Origin of the sequence: Pseudomonas sp. CFBP 13711, from assembly GCF_014842265.1 — a bacterium.
Lineage (GTDB): Bacteria > Pseudomonadota > Gammaproteobacteria > Pseudomonadales > Pseudomonadaceae > Aquipseudomonas.
The window spans coordinates 229909-246689 of sequence record NZ_JACYVI010000004.1; the positions used below are offsets into that span (position 1 = coordinate 229909).

Annotated in this window: 13 protein-coding genes and 4 tRNA genes; 7 read left to right on the plus strand and 10 right to left on the minus strand. The window is 61.1% G+C overall.

Annotation, left to right across the window (positions count from 1 at the left end; all coding sequences use genetic code 11):
* The first annotated feature begins 66 nt into the window (after positions 1-66).
* The 4 genes from IFT47_RS10210 to IFT47_RS10225 all read left to right on the plus strand — a co-directional run bounded on the left by IFT47_RS10210 (position 67) and on the right by IFT47_RS10225 (position 478).
* A tRNA-Glu gene (locus IFT47_RS10210) sits at positions 67-142 on the plus strand.
* Positions 143-144: 2 nt separating this feature from the next.
* Positions 145-220: transfer RNA gene (locus IFT47_RS10215), tRNA-Gly, on the plus strand.
* Between the two features lie 103 nt (positions 221-323).
* Positions 324-399: transfer RNA gene (locus IFT47_RS10220), tRNA-Glu, on the plus strand.
* A 3-nt stretch (positions 400-402) separates the two neighbouring features.
* Positions 403-478: transfer RNA gene (locus IFT47_RS10225), tRNA-Gly, on the plus strand.
* Between the two features lie 138 nt (positions 479-616).
* On the opposite strand, the gene IFT47_RS10230 is transcribed toward IFT47_RS10225, so the two are convergent.
* On the minus strand, positions 617-973 hold the full coding sequence (locus tag IFT47_RS10230; protein WP_192172764.1) for a type II toxin-antitoxin system RelE/ParE family toxin: 357 nt from the start codon (positions 971-973) through the stop codon (positions 617-619).
* A 2-nt stretch (positions 974-975) separates the two neighbouring features.
* Positions 976-1266: a type II toxin-antitoxin system ParD family antitoxin gene (locus IFT47_RS10235; protein ID WP_192172763.1), complete on the minus strand. Its 291-nt coding sequence runs from the start codon at positions 1264-1266 to the stop codon at positions 976-978.
* 368 nt (positions 1267-1634) lie between these two features.
* Here IFT47_RS10235 and IFT47_RS10240 point away from each other — a divergent pair, with 368 nt between their 5' ends.
* On the plus strand, positions 1635-2582 hold the full coding sequence (locus tag IFT47_RS10240) for an ABC transporter substrate-binding protein (RefSeq protein ID WP_342345376.1): 948 nt from the start codon (positions 1635-1637) through the stop codon (positions 2580-2582).
* Between the two features lie 48 nt (positions 2583-2630).
* Complete coding sequence (locus tag IFT47_RS10245) at positions 2631-4919, plus strand: molybdopterin guanine dinucleotide-containing S/N-oxide reductase (protein ID WP_192172761.1); 2289 nt, start codon at positions 2631-2633, stop codon at positions 4917-4919.
* 120 nt (positions 4920-5039) lie between these two features.
* On the opposite strand, the gene IFT47_RS10250 is transcribed toward IFT47_RS10245, so the two are convergent.
* The 5 genes from IFT47_RS10250 to IFT47_RS10270 form a co-directional block, all read right to left on the minus strand.
* On the minus strand, positions 5040-6227 hold the full coding sequence (locus IFT47_RS10250) for an acyl-CoA dehydrogenase family protein (RefSeq protein WP_192172760.1): 1188 nt from the start codon (positions 6225-6227) through the stop codon (positions 5040-5042).
* Complete coding sequence (locus IFT47_RS10255; RefSeq protein WP_192172759.1) at positions 6224-7594, minus strand: LLM class flavin-dependent oxidoreductase; 1371 nt, start codon at positions 7592-7594, stop codon at positions 6224-6226. The genes IFT47_RS10250 and IFT47_RS10255 overlap by 4 nt, the downstream gene beginning before the upstream one ends.
* Before the next feature lie 24 nt (positions 7595-7618).
* Positions 7619-8641 (minus strand): ABC transporter substrate-binding protein, encoded by a 1023-nt coding sequence (locus IFT47_RS10260; protein ID WP_192172758.1) that lies wholly within the window; start codon positions 8639-8641, stop codon positions 7619-7621.
* A gap of 330 nt (positions 8642-8971) precedes the next feature.
* Positions 8972-10552, minus strand: a complete 1581-nt coding sequence (locus tag IFT47_RS10265; protein ID WP_192172757.1) for a rhodanese-related sulfurtransferase — start codon at positions 10550-10552, stop codon at positions 8972-8974.
* The gene (locus IFT47_RS10270) at positions 10549-11157 is read right to left on the minus strand and encodes a cysteine dioxygenase family protein (RefSeq protein WP_192172756.1); all 609 of its coding nucleotides are present in this window, start codon (positions 11155-11157) and stop codon (positions 10549-10551) included. The genes IFT47_RS10265 and IFT47_RS10270 overlap by 4 nt, the downstream gene beginning before the upstream one ends.
* Positions 11158-11357: 200 nt before the next feature.
* Here IFT47_RS10270 and IFT47_RS10275 point away from each other — a divergent pair, with 200 nt between their 5' ends.
* Positions 11358-12263 carry a LysR family transcriptional regulator gene (locus IFT47_RS10275; RefSeq protein WP_192172755.1) on the plus strand — a complete coding sequence of 302 codons (906 nt, stop codon included), beginning with the start codon at positions 11358-11360 and terminating at the stop codon, positions 12261-12263.
* 79 nt (positions 12264-12342) lie between these two features.
* Here IFT47_RS10275 and IFT47_RS10280 read toward each other — a convergent pair whose 3' ends face one another.
* From IFT47_RS10280 to IFT47_RS10290, 3 genes are read right to left on the minus strand one after another with little or no spacing between them, the layout of a single operon-like run.
* Positions 12343-12999, minus strand: a complete 657-nt coding sequence (locus IFT47_RS10280; RefSeq protein ID WP_192172754.1) for a DUF1266 domain-containing protein — start codon at positions 12997-12999, stop codon at positions 12343-12345.
* A gap of 10 nt (positions 13000-13009) precedes the next feature.
* Positions 13010-14230, minus strand: coding sequence for a hypothetical protein (locus IFT47_RS10285; protein WP_192172753.1), 1221 nt, complete (start codon positions 14228-14230; stop codon positions 13010-13012).
* Entirely contained in the window at positions 14221-16548 is a 2328-nt protein-coding gene (locus tag IFT47_RS10290; RefSeq protein ID WP_192172752.1) for a hypothetical protein, read from the minus strand. The genes IFT47_RS10285 and IFT47_RS10290 overlap by 10 nt, the downstream gene beginning before the upstream one ends.
* Positions 16549-16781: the final 233 nt, after the last annotated feature.

The following is a 16781-nucleotide window of genomic DNA, read 5'->3' on the forward strand; positions in this document are numbered from 1 at the left end:
AGAATGCGCGCCACTTGCAGCGTAAAGCACACAGCAGAGCGTAGCAGGGAGTGAATGTTGTAGCGTGTCCCCTTCGTCTAGTGGCCTAGGACACCGCCCTTTCACGGCGGTAACAGGGGTTCGAGTCCCCTAGGGGACGCCATTGCGGGAATAGCTCAGTTGGTAGAGCACGACCTTGCCAAGGTCGGGGTCGCGAGTTCGAGTCTCGTTTCCCGCTCCATTTTTAAGCAGCTTTGCTTTCGGGCGAAGTTGAGTGAAACCAGAAAGCGTCTTCGGATGTGTTTCTGGAACTGGAACACAACACCATGGTGTTTCCAGGCTGTGTCCCCTTCGTCTAGTGGCCTAGGACACCGCCCTTTCACGGCGGTAACAGGGGTTCGAGTCCCCTAGGGGACGCCATTTGCGGGAATAGCTCAGTTGGTAGAGCACGACCTTGCCAAGGTCGGGGTCGCGAGTTCGAGTCTCGTTTCCCGCTCCAAATTCTCAAAAACGCCGCTCAACAGAGCGGCGTTTTTGTTTGTCCGGGATTTGAAGAAAATAAGCTCTCTTAAAGTGGCGCACGCAGCGTCCTCATTTTCGGCGAGTGAGCAAGTGCGCAGCTTTGGCAGGCAGTGGATCAGGCTCGTGGTACATGCAACTCCACTTCCATAGCGTCATGAAGCAGCCTGACGACCTCAATTGCTTCGTCTTTAGCCACACGATACAACTCGAGATGTCTCGGGCTTTTGACTGGACCATGGATGTGCCTGGCATGCTGGCGAGCGTAAGTGAGGTGAAAGCTGCGAAGACCCGGTGCAAGTTCATCCCGCTGACAGCTGCCGATGCGGTGGGGCGCGTTAGCGATGAGCTGCAGCGCTTCAAGGATCAGCGCTTGATAGCGTTGTCGTGCTTGGTCGCCAAACTGCGCCTGAGAGTGCTTGAGAGTGTCGATGATGTCGGCGCGCGCTGCGCTGGATATACGATAGTGCGACATGCTCAGTTCTTCGCGCGTGTGGCGACATTTGCCTCAACGCTCAAATCTTCGAGGTACTGCTTGAGGTCGCCTTCGTAGAGTTCGGTGAAGCGACCCTGCTCAAGGTCCATCAAGCCGATCGAGGTGGCTTGGCGAAGGGCCTCAACTTTTGCCGTATCTTCAGCGATTCGCTGTTCCAGCAGCCGCAGTCCTTCGCGCATTACTTCGCTGGCATTTTGGTACCGCCCGGATTGGACCAGTTCGTGAATTACCTGTTCCTGATGCGTGGTCAGTACAACGTTACGCGTAGCCATAGTCCGCTCCAGGTTGAGAGATGTGAGCCCATTGAATGTTGGCATACTATGCCATTGCCCCGTAGTCGCCTAGTTCGGGATGATGGGCGAGCGATGCAATACATACCTCTTTAAGCAAAATCGTTAGGTTTATCAAGCTCACGCACTTTCGCGGTTTCCTGCACATTCCGCATATTTCCATATAAATATATTGAATTTAATTAATATAACCTTCGATGCTATGGTTCTGATCCCTGACGCTGCTTCACCCGGCGCAGGCCCAAGAATCGGCTACCGCACAGGCGGACCGGCGTTCATTTCATGATCCGGTTCCGATGGAGCCTCCCCGGAGATTGCCTGTGTCGATCAAATCCCTTCTGTTGCGTCCTGTGTTATCCCTTCTTCTATTCACCAGCTCACTCAGCGCGGTGCATGCCGCAGAACTGGTGGTGGGCGATCAAAGCTATGGCGCCCGAACCGTCATGGAAGCCGCTGGCGTTCTCAACGATTTGCCCTACACGCTGGAATGGAAACAGTTCACCGCCGGCTCACCCGTCGCGGAAGCGCTGAATGCCGGCAGCCTCGACGTCGGCTTGCTGGGTGATGCGCCGGTGTTGTTTCTCGGCGCGTTAGGGGCGCCCATCAAGGTGATTGGCGTTTCACGGCAGAACCTGGTGGGGGTGGCGATCGTGGTGGGCAAGGATTCGCCGATCAAATCGGTGGCCGACCTTAAAGGCAAGCGGGTGGCGATCTGGAAGGGTTCGTGGAGCCAGCAATTGATGCTGACTGCGCTGGACAAGGCCGGCATCGCGCGGGATGCGGTGGAATATCGATATTTGAGTGCGCTGGACGCTTCCCATGCTCTGGACGGTGGTTCGGTTGACGCCATCGCCACGTGGGATCCCTACGTGATTCAGCAGGAGCGCCAGGGCGGGCGGGTGATCACCACCGCGCAAAACCTGATCCCGGCGCAGAGCTTTGTCGTCGCCAATGACCGCTCGATCAAAGACAAGCGCCCGGAAATCACCGACTTCCTCCAGCGCCTGCAAAAAGCTCGGGCCTGGTCGGTCGCCAACAAGCAGAACACCGACACGTACGCTAATGCGTGGGCGGTCCTGTCCAAGGCCGACCCCGAGGTGGCGCGGGGCTGGTTCGAGCGTTCGGCGACGGTGGTGCTGCCGATTTCACCCCAGGTCATAACCCAGGCGCAGCAGACCATCGACTTTTTCAACGCTGCGGGGCTGACGAAGTCCTATCCGGCTGGCACTGTGTTCGACGACTCCTTTGCCGCTGCGCTTGACGCCGGGGCTGACGCGTCGGCACAAGCGGCGCGTTGATCGATCACGGCAGTCACCGCACAGGCCCACTTGCTGGAGCATTCACCCATGAGTTTCACCTCGTTGCATTGGGGCGCTTACCGTCCGCGGGTTGTTGACGGACGGCTTCAGGCCATGGATCCGGTGGAGTGGGACGCGGACCCTTCGCCGATTGGTTCGTCTATTCCCGGGGCAATCGACTCGGCCACGCGTATCCGTCGGCCGGCCGTGCGCCGCAGTTTTCTCGAGCGCTTCGACGATCATCCGGCCCTGCGCAACCCGCACTTGCGCGGCAACGAAGCCTTCGTCGAGGTGCCGTGGGATGTTGCGCTGGATCTGGTCGCCACCGAGTTGTCGCGGGTAAAGAGTGAGCATGGCAACAAAGCGATATTCGGCGGCAGTTACGGCTGGGGCAGCGCGGGGCGGTTTCATCATGCGCAAAGCCAGTTGCACCGTTTCCTCAACAGCTGCGGCGGCTACGTCTACAGCGTCGACAGTTACAGCCTCGGCGCCGGCCGGGTGCTGATGCCGCACATCGTCGGCAACATGGACTGGCTGCTGGCGGCCCACACCTCCTGGCAGAATCTGGCGGAGCATTGCGAGCTGTTCGTCGCGTTTGGCGGGTTGCCGTTGAAGAACGCGCAATGCAGCCCCGGGGGTGCCAGCGATCATCTGGTCAGCAACGGCATTCGCAGGATGTCGGACGCTGGCGTGCAGTTCGTCAACGTCAGCCCGCTGCGTGATGATTTAACCGGACCGCAGCGCAATGAGTGGCTCGCCGTGCGGCCCGGCACCGACACTGCGCTGATGATGGCGCTGTGCTGTGTGCTGGTGGACGAAGGACTGCACAACGTAGATTTTCTGCGTCGTTATACGGTGGGGCATGAGCGCTTCATCGAATATGTGCTCGGCGCGGTAGATGGCGTGGCGAAGACGCCGGAGTGGGCGGCAGCGCTGACGGATATTCCGGCGCAACGGATCGTCAGCCTGGCGCGGGAGATGGCCGGCAAGCGCACGATGATCAACGTCGCCTATTCACTGCAGCGGGCACAGTTTGGCGAGCAACCGTTCTGGATGACCGTGACGTTGGCGGCGATGCTTGGGCAGATCGGTCTGCCCGGCGGCGGCTTCGGGCTGGGTTATGGCTGCATGAACAACACCGGCAGCGGGCGCAGGGCGTTTTCCGGGCCGCGCTTTTCCCAGGGCGTGAACCCGGTCAAGGATTTCATCCCGGTGGCGCGGGTCACCGACATGCTGCTCAATCCCGGCGAGGCGTTCGATTACAACGGCAAGCGTTATCACTACCCGGACGTCCGACTGGTGTACTGGGCCGGCGGCAACATTTTCCATCACCACCAGGACATCAATCGACTGCTGCAGGGCTGGCAGCGTCCGGAAACCATCATCGTTCACGAGCAGTTCTGGACCGCTCAGGCCAAACACGCGGACATTGTGCTGCCTGCGACCACTGCGCTGGAGCGTGATGACATCGGTAGCGCGGCGTCCGACCGCTTCATGATCGCCATGCACAAGGTGATCGAGCCGGTGGGGGAGGCGCGGGATGATTATGCGATCTTCGCCGGGCTGTCCCGTCGGCTGGACTGCGAGCAGGTGTTTACTGAGGGCCGTGATGCCGGGCAATGGCTGCGCTTGCTGTATGAAGAGTCGCGACCACGTGCCGGAAGCTTTGCCATCGAGCTGCCGGATTTTGACGAGTTCTGGCGCAAGGGCGTGTTCGAAGTGGATTACCCGGCAGACGATACTGTGCTGCTCAAGGCCTTTCGGGATGATCCCCAGGGGAATCCGCTGCAGACGCCGTCGGGCAGGATCGAGATATTCAGTGAGAAGATCGCAGGCTTTGGCTATGCCGACTGCCCCGGCCATCCCGTGTGGCTGGACAAGCCCACCCAGCCACTTCCCTTGCATCTGCTGTCGAACCAGCCGAAGACGCGCCTGCACAGTCAATACGATCACGGCGCGTACAGCCAGGCCTCGAAAGTTCATGGGCGGGAGCCGTTGACGATCAACCGACAGGACGCCTTGGCGCGAGGGATTGCCGAGGGGGATGTGGTCAGGGTGTTCAACGATCGAGGTGCTTTTCTGGCCGGGGTGATTGTGTCCGACGACATTCGCCCGGGCGTGGTACAGATCGCCACAGGCGCCTGGTTTGATCCGTTGGTGAAGGGGCAGGCGAAGAGCCTGGAGAAGCACGGCAACCCGAATGTGCTGACTGAAGACATTGGGTCTTCGAGTCTGTCTCAGGGCTGCTCGGCGCAGACAGTGACGGTTGACGTTGAAAAGTGGCACGGCGAAGTACCGCCGATCACCGCGTTCGAGCCGCCTGAAATGCTGGCTTGATCGGCGAACGTAGGACTGGCTTTAGCCGGGAATGCGTCGGGTGTCACGCTGCAAGATTTGGGGTGTTCACACTGGCGCCTTCCCGGCTGAAGCCGGTCCTACTGTGGAATGCGGCGCTACTTACTGCCTGACTGCTCGCCCGGCAAACACGGCCTTGCCCACCCCCTGCAACACCACGTCATTCTGTGGCGTGTGCACTCGGCCGCAGACGACGTTGCGGTAATGCCGTTGCAGCGGGTTACTGCGGGACAGGCCGGGGTTGCCGGTGGCTTCAATCGCCAGTTCAACCGCGCGAATAGCGTTGCTGGTCACCAGGTATTTGATCTGCGCCCCATGACTGGCCGGCGTCAGCCCATGAGTCGCCGATTCCAGCAGTGTCCGGTTGGCGAACAACAAGGTGTCGATATGGCCGAGTACTTCTTGAAAGCGCGGCAACGTCGACAGCGAGGTCCCCAGGTTGGACGGCGTGCGCTGCTCCAGAAAATTCACCAGCCAGTCCCGCGCCGATTGCGCAATGCCGTCGTACACCGAAGACAACAACACCGACATCCACAGCAACCCTGTTGCATCCAATTCAGGCTGCGGCGAACTCGCCGGGCTGGTGTTGACCCTATGATCCAGCGGCACCAGCACGTCGTCGAAAATCACCTCGTGGCTGGAGGTCGCGCGCATGCCCAAATGATCCCAGTCCTCGATGATGCTCACGCCCGGGCTGTCCTTGCGCACCAGCCACACCCCGACCAGCGGATCCGCGTCATCGCTGCGCGCCCAAACGTTAAACCAGGTCAGGCCGTGGCTCCCCGTCGAGTAAATCTTCCGACCGCTGATCCGCCAGCCTTCCGCCGTCCTGCGCGCAATCGTCGCCGGCAGCCCGCCGCGAGAAGGCGAGCCCAAGTCCGGCTCGACCCGCAGCGCGTTGATCAGCGCACCTTTATGCACCGCGTCCAGCGCCACCTGTCGGTATAAATGCTCGGGCCAGTTTTTGACTTCCCGAATGCGTGCGTGCTGGATGTACTGCATCACCAGAATCAGCGCAGTGGAAGGCTCGCCGCGCGCCACCGCGCTGATCACTTGCTGTGCCCGCTTAAGATCCGCATCACCGCCCCCCAGCGCGCCTTCCACGGTCAGCCCGAGCAGACCTTGCTCGTGCAGCAAACGGAAGTTCTCGTGTGGGAATTCAGCCGTTTCATCGTAGTGCTGCGCGGTCTCGGCCAGCCGCTCGGTGATCCCCTGCAAACGCGCCACAAAGGCCGCCTCGGTCTCGGCATCTGCTGAAGCATCAGGTTGCCGATTCAATCCTGCGCTCATGCCGGGACCTGCGATTTTTCAGCGTCCGTGACCTTCGCAGCCGCTGCCAACCGCGCGGCGGTATGACGATTGACGGGAAACTCCAGACCAAAGTGTTCGCGCAGGGTCGAGCCGGTGTAATCACTGCGTTGCAGGCCGCGTTGCTGCAGGACCGGAATCACCAACTCGGTGAAGTATTTCAGCCCATCAGGCAACAGCGAATTGATGATGAAGCCATCACTGGCGCCGTTCTCGAACCAGTGCTGAATCTGGTCGGCGACCTGTTCGGGCGTGCCGACGAACTCGCGGCGGGGGCGGGAGAAATCCAGCGCAACCTGACGCAGGGTCAGGTTCTCCTCCCTGGCCTGCTGCTTGATCCGATCCGAACCGCCTTTCTGGCTGTTGGCGCCGAGATCGCCCAGGTCCGGAAACGGCGCATCCAGCGGGTATTGGCGGAAGTCGTGATCGTTGAACGGCCGGCCCAGCGCGACGATGGCGTCTTCGATACTCACCAATTCCACCGCTTGCTGATAACGCCGCTCAACCTCTTCGGCGTCGCGACCCACGATCGGGCGAATGCCCGGCAAAATCGACAGGTCATCCGGGTTGCGCCCAAAGCCGACCGCGCGGCGCTTGAGGTCGGCGTAATACGCTTGAGTCTCTTCCAGGGACTCGGCGTGGACGAAAATCGCATCGGAATACTCTGCAGCGAAGTTGCGCCCGTCCTCGGAGGTGCCAGCCTGAAACAGCACCGGCTGACCCTGGCGTGAGCGGGCGATGTTCAGCGGGCCTTTGACCTGGAAAAAATCGCCCGCGTGGTTCAAGGCGTGCAGCTTGCTGCGGTCGAAAAACTCACCCGTCTGCTTGTTGCGGGTGAAGGCGTCGTCCTCCCAGGAATCCCACAGCCCTTTCACCGCCGACACGTGCTCCCTGGCGATGCGATAGCGCACGGCGTGGGGCGGATGCTCGCTCTTGCTGAAGTTCTCGGCGGTGCCGCTGAGCCATGAGGTAACGACGTTCCAGCCGGCGCGGCCGCCGCTGATGTGGTCCAGGGAAGAGATCTGCCGCGCCACTTGAAAGGGCTCGGTGTAGCTGACGGTCACAGTCGCCACCAGGCCGATCCTGCTGGTAGTGGCGGCCAGCGCCGAGAGAATGGTCAGTGGCTCGAAACGGTTGAGGTAGTGCGGGCTGGAGTTCTCGTGGATGTGCAGGCTGTCGGCGATGAACACGAAGTCGAATTTCGCGTCTTCAGCCAGTCGGGCCTGGCCTTTATACCAGTCGAAGTTGGTGCTGGCGTCGGCCTGCGCATCCGGATGGCGCCACTCGCCCCAACCGTGGCCCACGCCGTGAACCATGGCACCGAATTTGAGTTGACGAGGCTTGCTCATGATGTGTGCTCCTGAGTCGAGCGCTTAGCGCGCAGCTTGGGGATTGTTTTGGTGGGCGGCTTGCTCGGCTGATTGCTCGGCGGCCAGGCGGATGGCGTTGAAATCCGCATCGAAGCCGTGGGACACGTCGACGTGCTTATTCAGGATGCCTTCGCGCTGGTAGATGTCCGCTGTGTTCTGCAAGCCCTTGATGACGCCGTCATCGATGCTCACGCGTTCCATTTTGGTGTCCTGGTTGACCGCCAGGTGCACGGCCAATGGCAGCCCGGTGACTTTGGTCTGGGCGGCGGCATATTCGGCGGGATGGGCGTTGGCCCAGCGGTAGGCGCGGTCGAGGCGCACCACGAAGTCGTCCAGTTGCACGCGCTTGTCGGCGATAGCCTTGCTGGTCGCAGCGAGGTAGGAATGATTGGTCAGCAAGTCCGGGCCGTTGGGCAGAATGCGCGCGCCGTTCTGCGTGGCGACGGTGGTGTAGGGCGCCCAGGTGGCCCAGGCGTCAGCATCGCCGTTGTCGAGGATCAGCCGCGACTCGCTGGGCAGCAGGTAGACGAAATTCACGTCGCTGGTCTTCAGGCCCGCTTCGTTCAGCGCGCGGATGGCCAGGTAATGGCCGATGGAGCCGCGTCCGGTGACGATGCGCTTGCCCTTGAGGTCGGCAACCGACTTGATCGGCGAGTCGTTGCGCACGATCAATGCAGTGGTATAGCGGCCGCTGACGTGGGTGATGCTGATGACCTTCAACGCGGCACCCGCGCCCAGCGCAAAGACATACGGCGCGTCGCCCAGTGCGCCAACGTCAACGGCCCCTGCGTTCAGGGCTTCGCCCAATGGCGATGCCGAAGGGAATTCGGAGAACTTGATCTCGTAGGGCACGTCCTTGAGCTCGCCGGACACCTCCAGCAGCACCTTCAGCGCGGACTTCTGGTTAGCGACGAGCAGCGGCTGGAGTGGCTCGGCGGCCTGTGTGATTTGGCTGAATGACAATGCGAGCAGTGCGCCGAGTATCACGTGTCGGACGCGGAGCAGGGGAGTGAAAGGGGCGGACATGGTGCGTGTCTCCAGGCGTGGAAGTGGATTCTTGGCCTCCGCCTGGAGAAGGGGTCGGCAGGGGATTGACCTTATGCCTATAAGAAACGGAATAGAAGTATCTTTTGGTTATATGCTAATTATGTATTTGTGTGATGATGCGGATACTAATTATTACATTAATGCATAACTATTTTTGGGGCGATGCATTTTGTGCAGGAGCGGTTGCCCACGAGGTGGCGGGCACACGCGCTGAATCTTCAGCGGCTGGAACGCCATCTTCGCGAGCACGCTCACTCCCACAGCGGCTGGCGTCGTCCGCGCGACGGGGGCCAGCCGTCAAGCGACGGCTCAGATCACATAAAACCCATGGGTCCCGTCGCGGCCCAACTGCTCGACCAATCCGTACTCCCAATCCAGATACGCCTGCATCGCCTCCCGCGGCGCATCGGTGCCTTCATAAGGCCGGCGATAGCGATCAATGCGCGGGGAGGCCAGATGGCTTTCGCCGTGCTCAAGCTCTAACCCCGCCGCGACCCAACTGGCGGTGCCGTCCTTGAGCACAAACACCGGCTTGCCCGTTAGCGCTTCGACCTCCGACACTGCGAGGCGCGCCAGTTTGCTGCTGCCACAGGTCAGCACGTAACGCTCGGCGACCGGAATGTTCTGCAGCGCGCTGGCAAGGTCGGCTCGCAGCGTCCACCAGGCACCCGGAATATGCTGCTTGATGTAGTTGGCGCTGGCGGTGAAATCCAGCACCGCCACGCCACCGTGTTCGCGCCGCTGGCGCAGTGTTTCGGCGCTGATCTCCTCGACCTGCGCCGCGGGCGGACTCGGCGCGTTCCAGCCGCCTTTTTCGCTGAAATCCTCAGGGCCCAGGTCGTCCACCACGAACACCTCCCAGCCGAGCTGCGCGAGCCACGAAGCCGACATGTTCGCGCGCACGCCGTCGTCGTCGAGCAAGACAATTCGTGCGCCGCGCACGCTGGCGTAATGGTCAGTCTCCTGCACCAGTTGGCCGCCCGGCGTCGAACGCGCACCCGGCACGTGACCGGCTTCGAATTCCTCCAGCGTGCGCACATCGAACAGGTACGTTGTGCGAGTCGTCTCTGCCTGCCAGACCGGCAGGTCCGCGCGGCTGCCTCGTTTCACTCGTGCTTTGTCCGCCACGTTGCGCGCATCCGCCCGAGCAACTTCCCGGGTCGCTTCAGTGACCTGCGGGAAGCGCCGGGATTGCCCGTGATCCAAGGTCTGCCCGGCCAGCAGCCAGCCGATGGTGCCATTGCGCAGGGCGGAAATCGGGTTGGGCAGGCCCGCGTTGACCAGCGACTGGGTGCCGATGATGCTGCGCGTACGGCCGGCGCAATTGACGATGATCCGGGTGTTGGGATCGGGCGCCAGCTCACGGGCACGCAGCACCAGTTCGGCACCGGGCACACTGACGCCGGTGGGAATGCTCATGGTCTGATATTCATCGAACCGCCGCGCATCCAGCACCACCACGTCGGCCTCGGCGTCGAGCAACTGCTTGACCTCTTCTGCGGCCAAAGACGGCGTGTGGCGATGATGCTCCACCAGTTCGCCGAACGCCTTGCTCGGCACGTTGACGTCAATGAACACCTCGCCGCCAGCGTTGCGCCAGCCCTGCAACCCGCCTTCAAGCAGCTTGACGTCGCTGTAACCCAGTTCCTGAAGACGCTTCAAGGCGCGTTCGGCCAGACCTTCGCCGTTGTCATAAACGGTGACAGCGGTGTCGCGACGTGGGACGCGCGCGAGTACCTCCAGCTCCAGTTTCGACAACGGGATGTTGGCGGCGAACAGCGGGTGAGCTTCGGCGAACGGGGCTTCTTCGCGCACATCCACCAGCGCGACCTCTTCATGGGCGAGCAGGGCGCGGCGGATGTCGGCGTATGAACGGGTGTCATGGCTCATTGGGCTTGGTTCTCTTTGGACAGGTCCCAGATGTTCGGGAGAAAGGCGTTGGAATAGCCGGAGATGAACAGTTTTTCGCTGCCATCGGGCTGGTAAACAGCGCGCTTCACGGCGCCGATGTTGGCGCCGTAGACATGAATACTGATCGACACCTGGTCGTCGAAGGCGTTGCTGACCTGATGAATGTCGTTGCTGCGCGGCGACAACGCCTCGACATGACCGGGCTCCAGGCGAATCGCCGGGCCTTCCTGTTCCAGCCGGCCATCGGCGCTGCGGGCGAACCCCTGGGAATACTCGGCGCCGCGCAGCATGCCGATCAAGCCCCAGACGCGATGATCATGAATCGGCGTGCTCTGGCCCGGCCCCCACACGAAGCTGACGACCGAGAACCGCTGCCGTGAGTCGGCGTGCAACAGAAACTGTTGATAGCGCGCCGGATCGGGCACGGCGAACTCATCCGGCAGCCAGTCGTCATGACTGACCAGTTGCCCCAGCAGCCTGCCACCCCGGGAGAGCAGGTCGCCTTCGCCCGGGTTGCTATCGGTCAGCTCGGCCAACGCGCCGATAAAGGCCCTGAGTCGTTCAGGGTGTCGGATGTGAGTCATATCGGCTCCGGTCGGAAGGGGGTGCTTAATATAAGCATAATGCGCCTGGCTAATATGCTATTTATTGATGATTAGGTTATAACCAAAAAGTCGTTGATAACCGATTCGCAGGGTGCCGGCCGTTGTGAGGCTATCCAGCGCCTTCGATAGCCATTATGATTTTTGCCTATCTTGTTTCTCTTATTCCATGTGCGATCCGAATGAAAATTGATGACATCGATGCTTTCGTAGCGGTCATTCGCTGCCAGTCGATCAGCCATGCCGCTGAATCCCTCGACCTGACTCAACCCGCCATCACGCGCCGGGTGCAGAATTTCGAGCAAGCGCTGGGCGTCGAATTGTTTGACCGCAACACCAAGCCGCTCAAGCCGACGCCAATGGGCACGCAGGTGTATCAGAAGTGTCTGGCGATCCTGCGGGAAATGGACTCTCTGCGTGAACTCGTCGCCAGCGACACGCCGCCCAGCGGTTTGCTCAGGCTGGGGGTGCCGCAAACCATCGGCGACGTCGTTCTGCTGGATGCGTTGAAACACCTGCGCGGGCAATTTCCCGACCTGCGCGCCCAAGTGATCACTGGCTGGGGCAGCCACCTGATCGGAAAAATCGAGAATGGCGAACTGGACGCGGCCGCGGCGCTGTTCCCGGCCGGGAAGATCTTCCCTGAAGGCATCGTCGGCGAGTCCATCGGCAAGATGGAGCTGGTGGTGGTGTGCGCCAGGAGCGCGCTGCCGAAAAAGCCGGTGAAGCTGGCGGACTGCTACGAGCTGGGCTGGGTGCTCAACCCCGATGGCTGCGGTTTCCGCGCCGGGCTGCAACGCACGCTGGCTGATCAGGGGTTAAGCCTGAAGGTCAATCTGGAAACCTTCGGCACCGAGCTGCAACTGGGGCTGGTTGCCGATGGCATGGGCCTGGGTCTGGTGCCGCGTCCGCTGCTGGAACGCAGCGTCCACCGCGATTCACTGGCGGTCATGCCGCTCAAGGATTTCAAACCGGTGATGGATTTGTGGCTGATCTACCCACGCTTCCTCGGCAATCTGCAGGCGCCGGTGGCGTCCTTCGGCAGTCTGGTGGCGCAATCGCTGAAGCAGGAGCGGGATGCGGCTTGAGGGCAGTGACGTGGTGGTGGACGGTCTGACCAAGACACCGTTTTGACTACCAGGAAAAGTCCTCGCCGTAGCACAGGCGTTACTCGGCCAAAACTGGATTCAACGCCGCAGGCGTTTGCCAGTGAATATCGGCCCAAGCACCGCTGCCGGCTGCCAGCAACTGGCGCAGATGCTGCTCGTGGAACGCTTCGCCCAGCGAATCGACGCGAAACGTTGCAACCCACTGCTCGCGCCCCAGCTTATAGGCGCTACCGAAATCTGCCCAACTGTCGAAGCAGTCCTGCGCCCGCTGTGCGTTCAGCAGCAGGACACGCCAGGCAAGTTCGGGTTCGAGCCAGCGCATCAGCAATGCACAGCGGACCAGAAACGCCACCCGCGCGCAGGCAAAAGCCATGGCTGCACGGGGTTCATCTTCGGCCGTCAGCGCCTGCAGGTCGAGGCTGTACCATTGCTGTTCGAGCGTCGCACTGAAGTGCTTCCGCACCGCCTCGTCATTGAAATTGCTGCGTATTCCGGCTTGGTAGAGCAACGCTGCGCGCACGGTCGTCCGCGCTTGCTCGGTGAAGGGATCGCATGCTGGCGAGTAGAAGCCCTCGATTTCCATTGCGTCAGCCATGGGCCTGGCTAACAGTAGCGACCAGTGCTTGCGCGGGCTGAATAACGATGCGCCGCCCCTCGCCCTGAATGTTCGCCACAACAACCAGCCTGAAACAACCGCTGCGATACTTAAAAACATGCCGTTCTCCTTATCTTGCCCGAGCCTGCCATGCTTGGATTTCTCCGGCCAGCGGCGAGGTCATATCAGGCCACTGCACATCTTCGGTCAGGTACAGCGGGGCATCAGACGAAAGCTCAACGCGTTCGCAGAATATGTGGCGAGTGGCGTACTTGACCGAAGCCGCGTGCGGGGCAGTCTGCAGGAACTGCTGTGGCTGACGTCCGGCCACCAGCCATTCGACCATGGCCGAGGGCGCATCTAGGCAGTCGTACAGTTGCGGATAACAGGCTACCAGACGACTCTGAGCGGCCGGGTCGCTGACGGTTTCGATTCGCTGCCAACCGACTTCGGTGCGCACGATGCCGATTGCAATGCAGTCGTCGGGCGTCTGCTGGTCGGTGCCGAGGGCATTCAGACACTGCAGCAAGTCCTGGTAATAACGCTCGACCGGTGGCCGGTTCTGCTTGCCCTTGACCTGCTCGACGGTCAAGGTGCCGTCGGCCTGAACGATCAGGCTGATGGTGATGTGTGGCTGGCCCTGGCTGTCGCGGAAACTGAACACGCGCATGCGCCGCTGCTCCAGCGCTTCTGCGTAGCGCTCGCCGTAGCCGCCGGTCAAGGCACGACGATCAGCGAACTGGCCCAGGCAGTGGCGCATCACGTAGCTTTCAAAGGCCATTTCCGCGCGCAGCGAGGGGCTCTCGGGACGCAGCTCCTGTAATACGTGCTCAGCGGTGGTCACCCGAGCGAGCAATGCCTCGGGGTTGCTCTTGCGCCAGCCTAGCTCGACCCGCTCCGCCATTTGCGCATGTTCTTTTTGCCACAGCGCCAGCGCCTGCGGGCAGTTGATGCGGTCGAGCTTACCGGCCAGCGCCGTGCCCTGGCGAGAGGTCAGGAACTCCACCAGCAAGGCCTCTTGAGCCAGCAGTGGCGCTTGATGCGGATCGACCCAAACCAGCGGCGCGGGTGTCTGCTGCGAATTTTTGCCGGCGTCGCTCAAATGCCTTGGCATCCATGAGGGCGGCTCGGCGCCCAGTGCTTCGGCAGCCTGCTCCAGGGTCAGGATCCGCCGCGCGGGTTCGAAATTGCCAACCAGATGACGGTAATAATGATTGAGCAACCATTTGCCCACCTCTGGCGCATCACCACGGGCCTTGCTGCGTTCAGCAATCCCGCGCTTGAGCTGATCAGCATTGAGTGCGTTGCGCGAGGCGTAACCGGATTGTCGCGCTTGCGGTTTCACCGCCATATCTGCCACCAGGTCTTGCAGTCTGGTGTTCCAGCAGCCTCCAGCTCGGCGATGCTCTGGCGGAAAATTTCGATATTGTGCTGGTCGGCCGCGTTGTTCGGGTCACTTTGCAGGATGGAGCGCTGGTAATACGCCAAAGCTTCTTCCTTGCGGCCAAGCCCTTCAAGTACTTCTCCGGCGCAGCCCAGGAGGGATGCCTCGTCGCGTTCGTTAATGTGCGGTGCGTAGCGTAGCCACAAGCTGGTGGCCGCCTCCGGCAAACTGAACGACAAGTACAAGGCGATTTTCGTCCTTACGAACAGCTCCGAGTACTCCAAATCTTGGTCGCGTACGCCGCGCTCTTCCTGCCATTGGAGGATACGCTCCAGCCAGATCAATATTTCGCGGTTGCGGTCCAGGCGGTGCAGGGCACGGGTGACGCCCAGTAGGTATTCTTCAGGGTCGTGGCGGCTGTAGCCATAGTCGGCTGCGTAGTGCCAAAGGTGTTCGGCAGCGTCGGCGATGCCCTCGTTGTCCTCCAGCAGAATTCGGTTTTCGAGGATGCCCTGATAATGTTCTGCGAACGAGCTGGCGGCGATGCCTCGGGAATGCAGCTCAATGGCCTGCTCATACATGCGTTGGTCGTTGTAGCGCCGGTAGTTATTTGCCAAGTTGTTGCACAGCATTGAGTACAGGTGCGCACAGGCATCGAAGCGGTGCCCGCGGCCGCTGGAGAAACATTGCTCCATTCGAGCCTGGCCGTGTTCGTAGGCAGCCTTTTGTACTTGGCTCAGCAGCGCCCAGGCTTGGTCTGCCTCATCGCTCGAGAGTTGCTCGACGTGCGTTTCGACCAGACCCTCGGTGTGGACCGCAAACCGGTAGTAGTACATACCACCGGCCAGTGGAGGTAAAGGTTGGCGCAGGGCATTGATAATGCCGAACACACTCGCGTGGGCGCTAAGCAGGCTGAAGGCGCTGCGGTTGTCCTGCATATTGCCGGCGGGGACTGCCTCGCGGAGCATGGCAAGTTCAGTGTTGGCGTCAATTCGTCCGGCAATGCGTTCCCGCACCGCCAACAGGCGATTGATCCACGGGTGGTTTGGCGAGCGGCGCCTGGCTTCAGCAAGGGCCTCGGTGAAGACGTTGTCGATCTGACCAAGCTCGTGGCCTTTGGCATGCATGGCATCAAGCAGCGGCCCCAAGGTCGGCATCGACTCGTCACGCGACGGCAGGCCGGAAATGAACCGCTCCAGCACCGCTTGATCGTCACAGGCACGCATCACGCACAACGGCCACCATGCGGATGCATCCTCGGCATCGAGCAGGCGATCGTGTACCCAAGCAGCCGTGCCCGGCCACATTTCGTCGCGCATTTCATAAATTTCCACGAACGCACGTTGCCCGGCCTCTTCGATCTGGCCGTCCTCAAGCAGCCAAGGCAAATGGAAATCAACGAAGTTGTCACCGCCGTCGGCCCCTAAGCTCAGCGTCGCCACTTCACAGATTTTCAACGCCCCTGCCAGATCGCCTTGGGCGTGCAGTGACCGGGCGGCCAAACGCGCCAGCCGCACTTCATATTCCCGACGTTGGGGCAGTGCCAACTCTGCGATCAGTCGCATCACAGGTTGCTCAAACATCGCCAGGCGCAACGGCACGATTTCGATCAGCGAATCGCCCAGCCACAGCCAGTCGTTAACGTCGACATCCTGATCTTCTTTGGCTGTGCGCAAAGCGGCAACTGCCGATAGCGCGGTTTCACGCGCCTCTTCGTTACGGTCATGGGCGGCCAGTACCCTGGCCCGGCGCCGGTATTGATCGGCATCGTCCCAAGCCCGCAAAGTGTGACGGCAGGGATTGATCAGTGACAGGGTGTGGCTCACTTCGATGGCCCGGAGCGCCACATCGAGCGTTGTGTGCTGCAGATCTTCGAAGATGTGGTGGCGCCAGTACCGCTCGATGTCGAACGGCAGCGGTTCCTTGGTCAGTTGCTGCAGGCTGTCCAACGCCTGCAGCAGGCCCTGCTCGTCTTTCAAATAGTTGCCTAGTCGCAGTTGGTAGAGCAGCAGGTTGAATTTGAGTTCGTTGCGCGCATCGTCAGGCGTAACCTCGATCAAAGCTTGGCCGTCGTCGGTAAGCACCGCTCTGGCTGCTTCAGCGTCACCGGCGTTAACCCACAAAACGTGCAGACGGGTGATCGATTCCAGCGAGATCGCCTTCAGCGGCTGTGCGCGCAACTGGCCCAGTAAAAAGTCGGCGCCGTGTTCTTGATGCTCGACCTCAACACGGTCCATAAATTGATCCAGCGGGATGCCGGACAGCACGGTGCTGTTTTGCGTCATTGTTAACTCCATTTGCTAATGACCGTGCATCGCCATATGCATAACGCGCAGCGTCCTTGAGTAGGGGGCGGCGAGTCCCCGTATCGGAAACGATGACGAAAGGGGAGCGGGCGATACCGCGAGGCGCGGCACGCTACCAGTGGAGGTTTGAAAAACCAAGACTTGGGCGGGGCGGAGTCCAGTAGTTGCGGAGCAATCAGCGGGTAGACGCTGTGCATCGCACTTGAGGCGGC

What these genes read in the sequence shown, in the direction of transcription:
- IFT47_RS10290 (WP_192172752.1), bottom strand. Translation starts at nt 16,548, where the DNA reads ATGACGCAAAACAGCACCGTGCTGTCCGGCATCCCGCTGGATCAATTT.
- IFT47_RS10250 (WP_192172760.1), bottom strand. Translation starts at nt 6,227, where the DNA reads ATGAGCGCAGGATTGAATCGGCAACCTGATGCTTCAGCAGATGCCGAG.
- IFT47_RS10285 (WP_192172753.1), bottom strand. Translation starts at nt 14,230, where the DNA reads ATGGCGGTGAAACCGCAAGCGCGACAATCCGGTTACGCCTCGCGCAAC.
- IFT47_RS10275 (WP_192172755.1), top strand. Translation starts at nt 11,358, where the DNA reads ATGAAAATTGATGACATCGATGCTTTCGTAGCGGTCATTCGCTGCCAG.
- IFT47_RS10235 (WP_192172763.1), bottom strand. Translation starts at nt 1,266, where the DNA reads ATGGCTACGCGTAACGTTGTACTGACCACGCATCAGGAACAGGTAATT.
- IFT47_RS10245 (WP_192172761.1), top strand. Translation starts at nt 2,631, where the DNA reads ATGAGTTTCACCTCGTTGCATTGGGGCGCTTACCGTCCGCGGGTTGTT.
- IFT47_RS10260 (WP_192172758.1), bottom strand. Translation starts at nt 8,641, where the DNA reads ATGTCCGCCCCTTTCACTCCCCTGCTCCGCGTCCGACACGTGATACTC.
- IFT47_RS10265 (WP_192172757.1), bottom strand. Translation starts at nt 10,552, where the DNA reads ATGAGCCATGACACCCGTTCATACGCCGACATCCGCCGCGCCCTGCTC.
- IFT47_RS10280 (WP_192172754.1), bottom strand. Translation starts at nt 12,999, where the DNA reads ATGTTTTTAAGTATCGCAGCGGTTGTTTCAGGCTGGTTGTTGTGGCGA.
- IFT47_RS10230 (WP_192172764.1), bottom strand. Translation starts at nt 973, where the DNA reads ATGTCGCACTATCGTATATCCAGCGCAGCGCGCGCCGACATCATCGAC.
- IFT47_RS10270 (WP_192172756.1), bottom strand. Translation starts at nt 11,157, where the DNA reads ATGACTCACATCCGACACCCTGAACGACTCAGGGCCTTTATCGGCGCG.
- IFT47_RS10255 (WP_192172759.1), bottom strand. Translation starts at nt 7,594, where the DNA reads ATGAGCAAGCCTCGTCAACTCAAATTCGGTGCCATGGTTCACGGCGTG.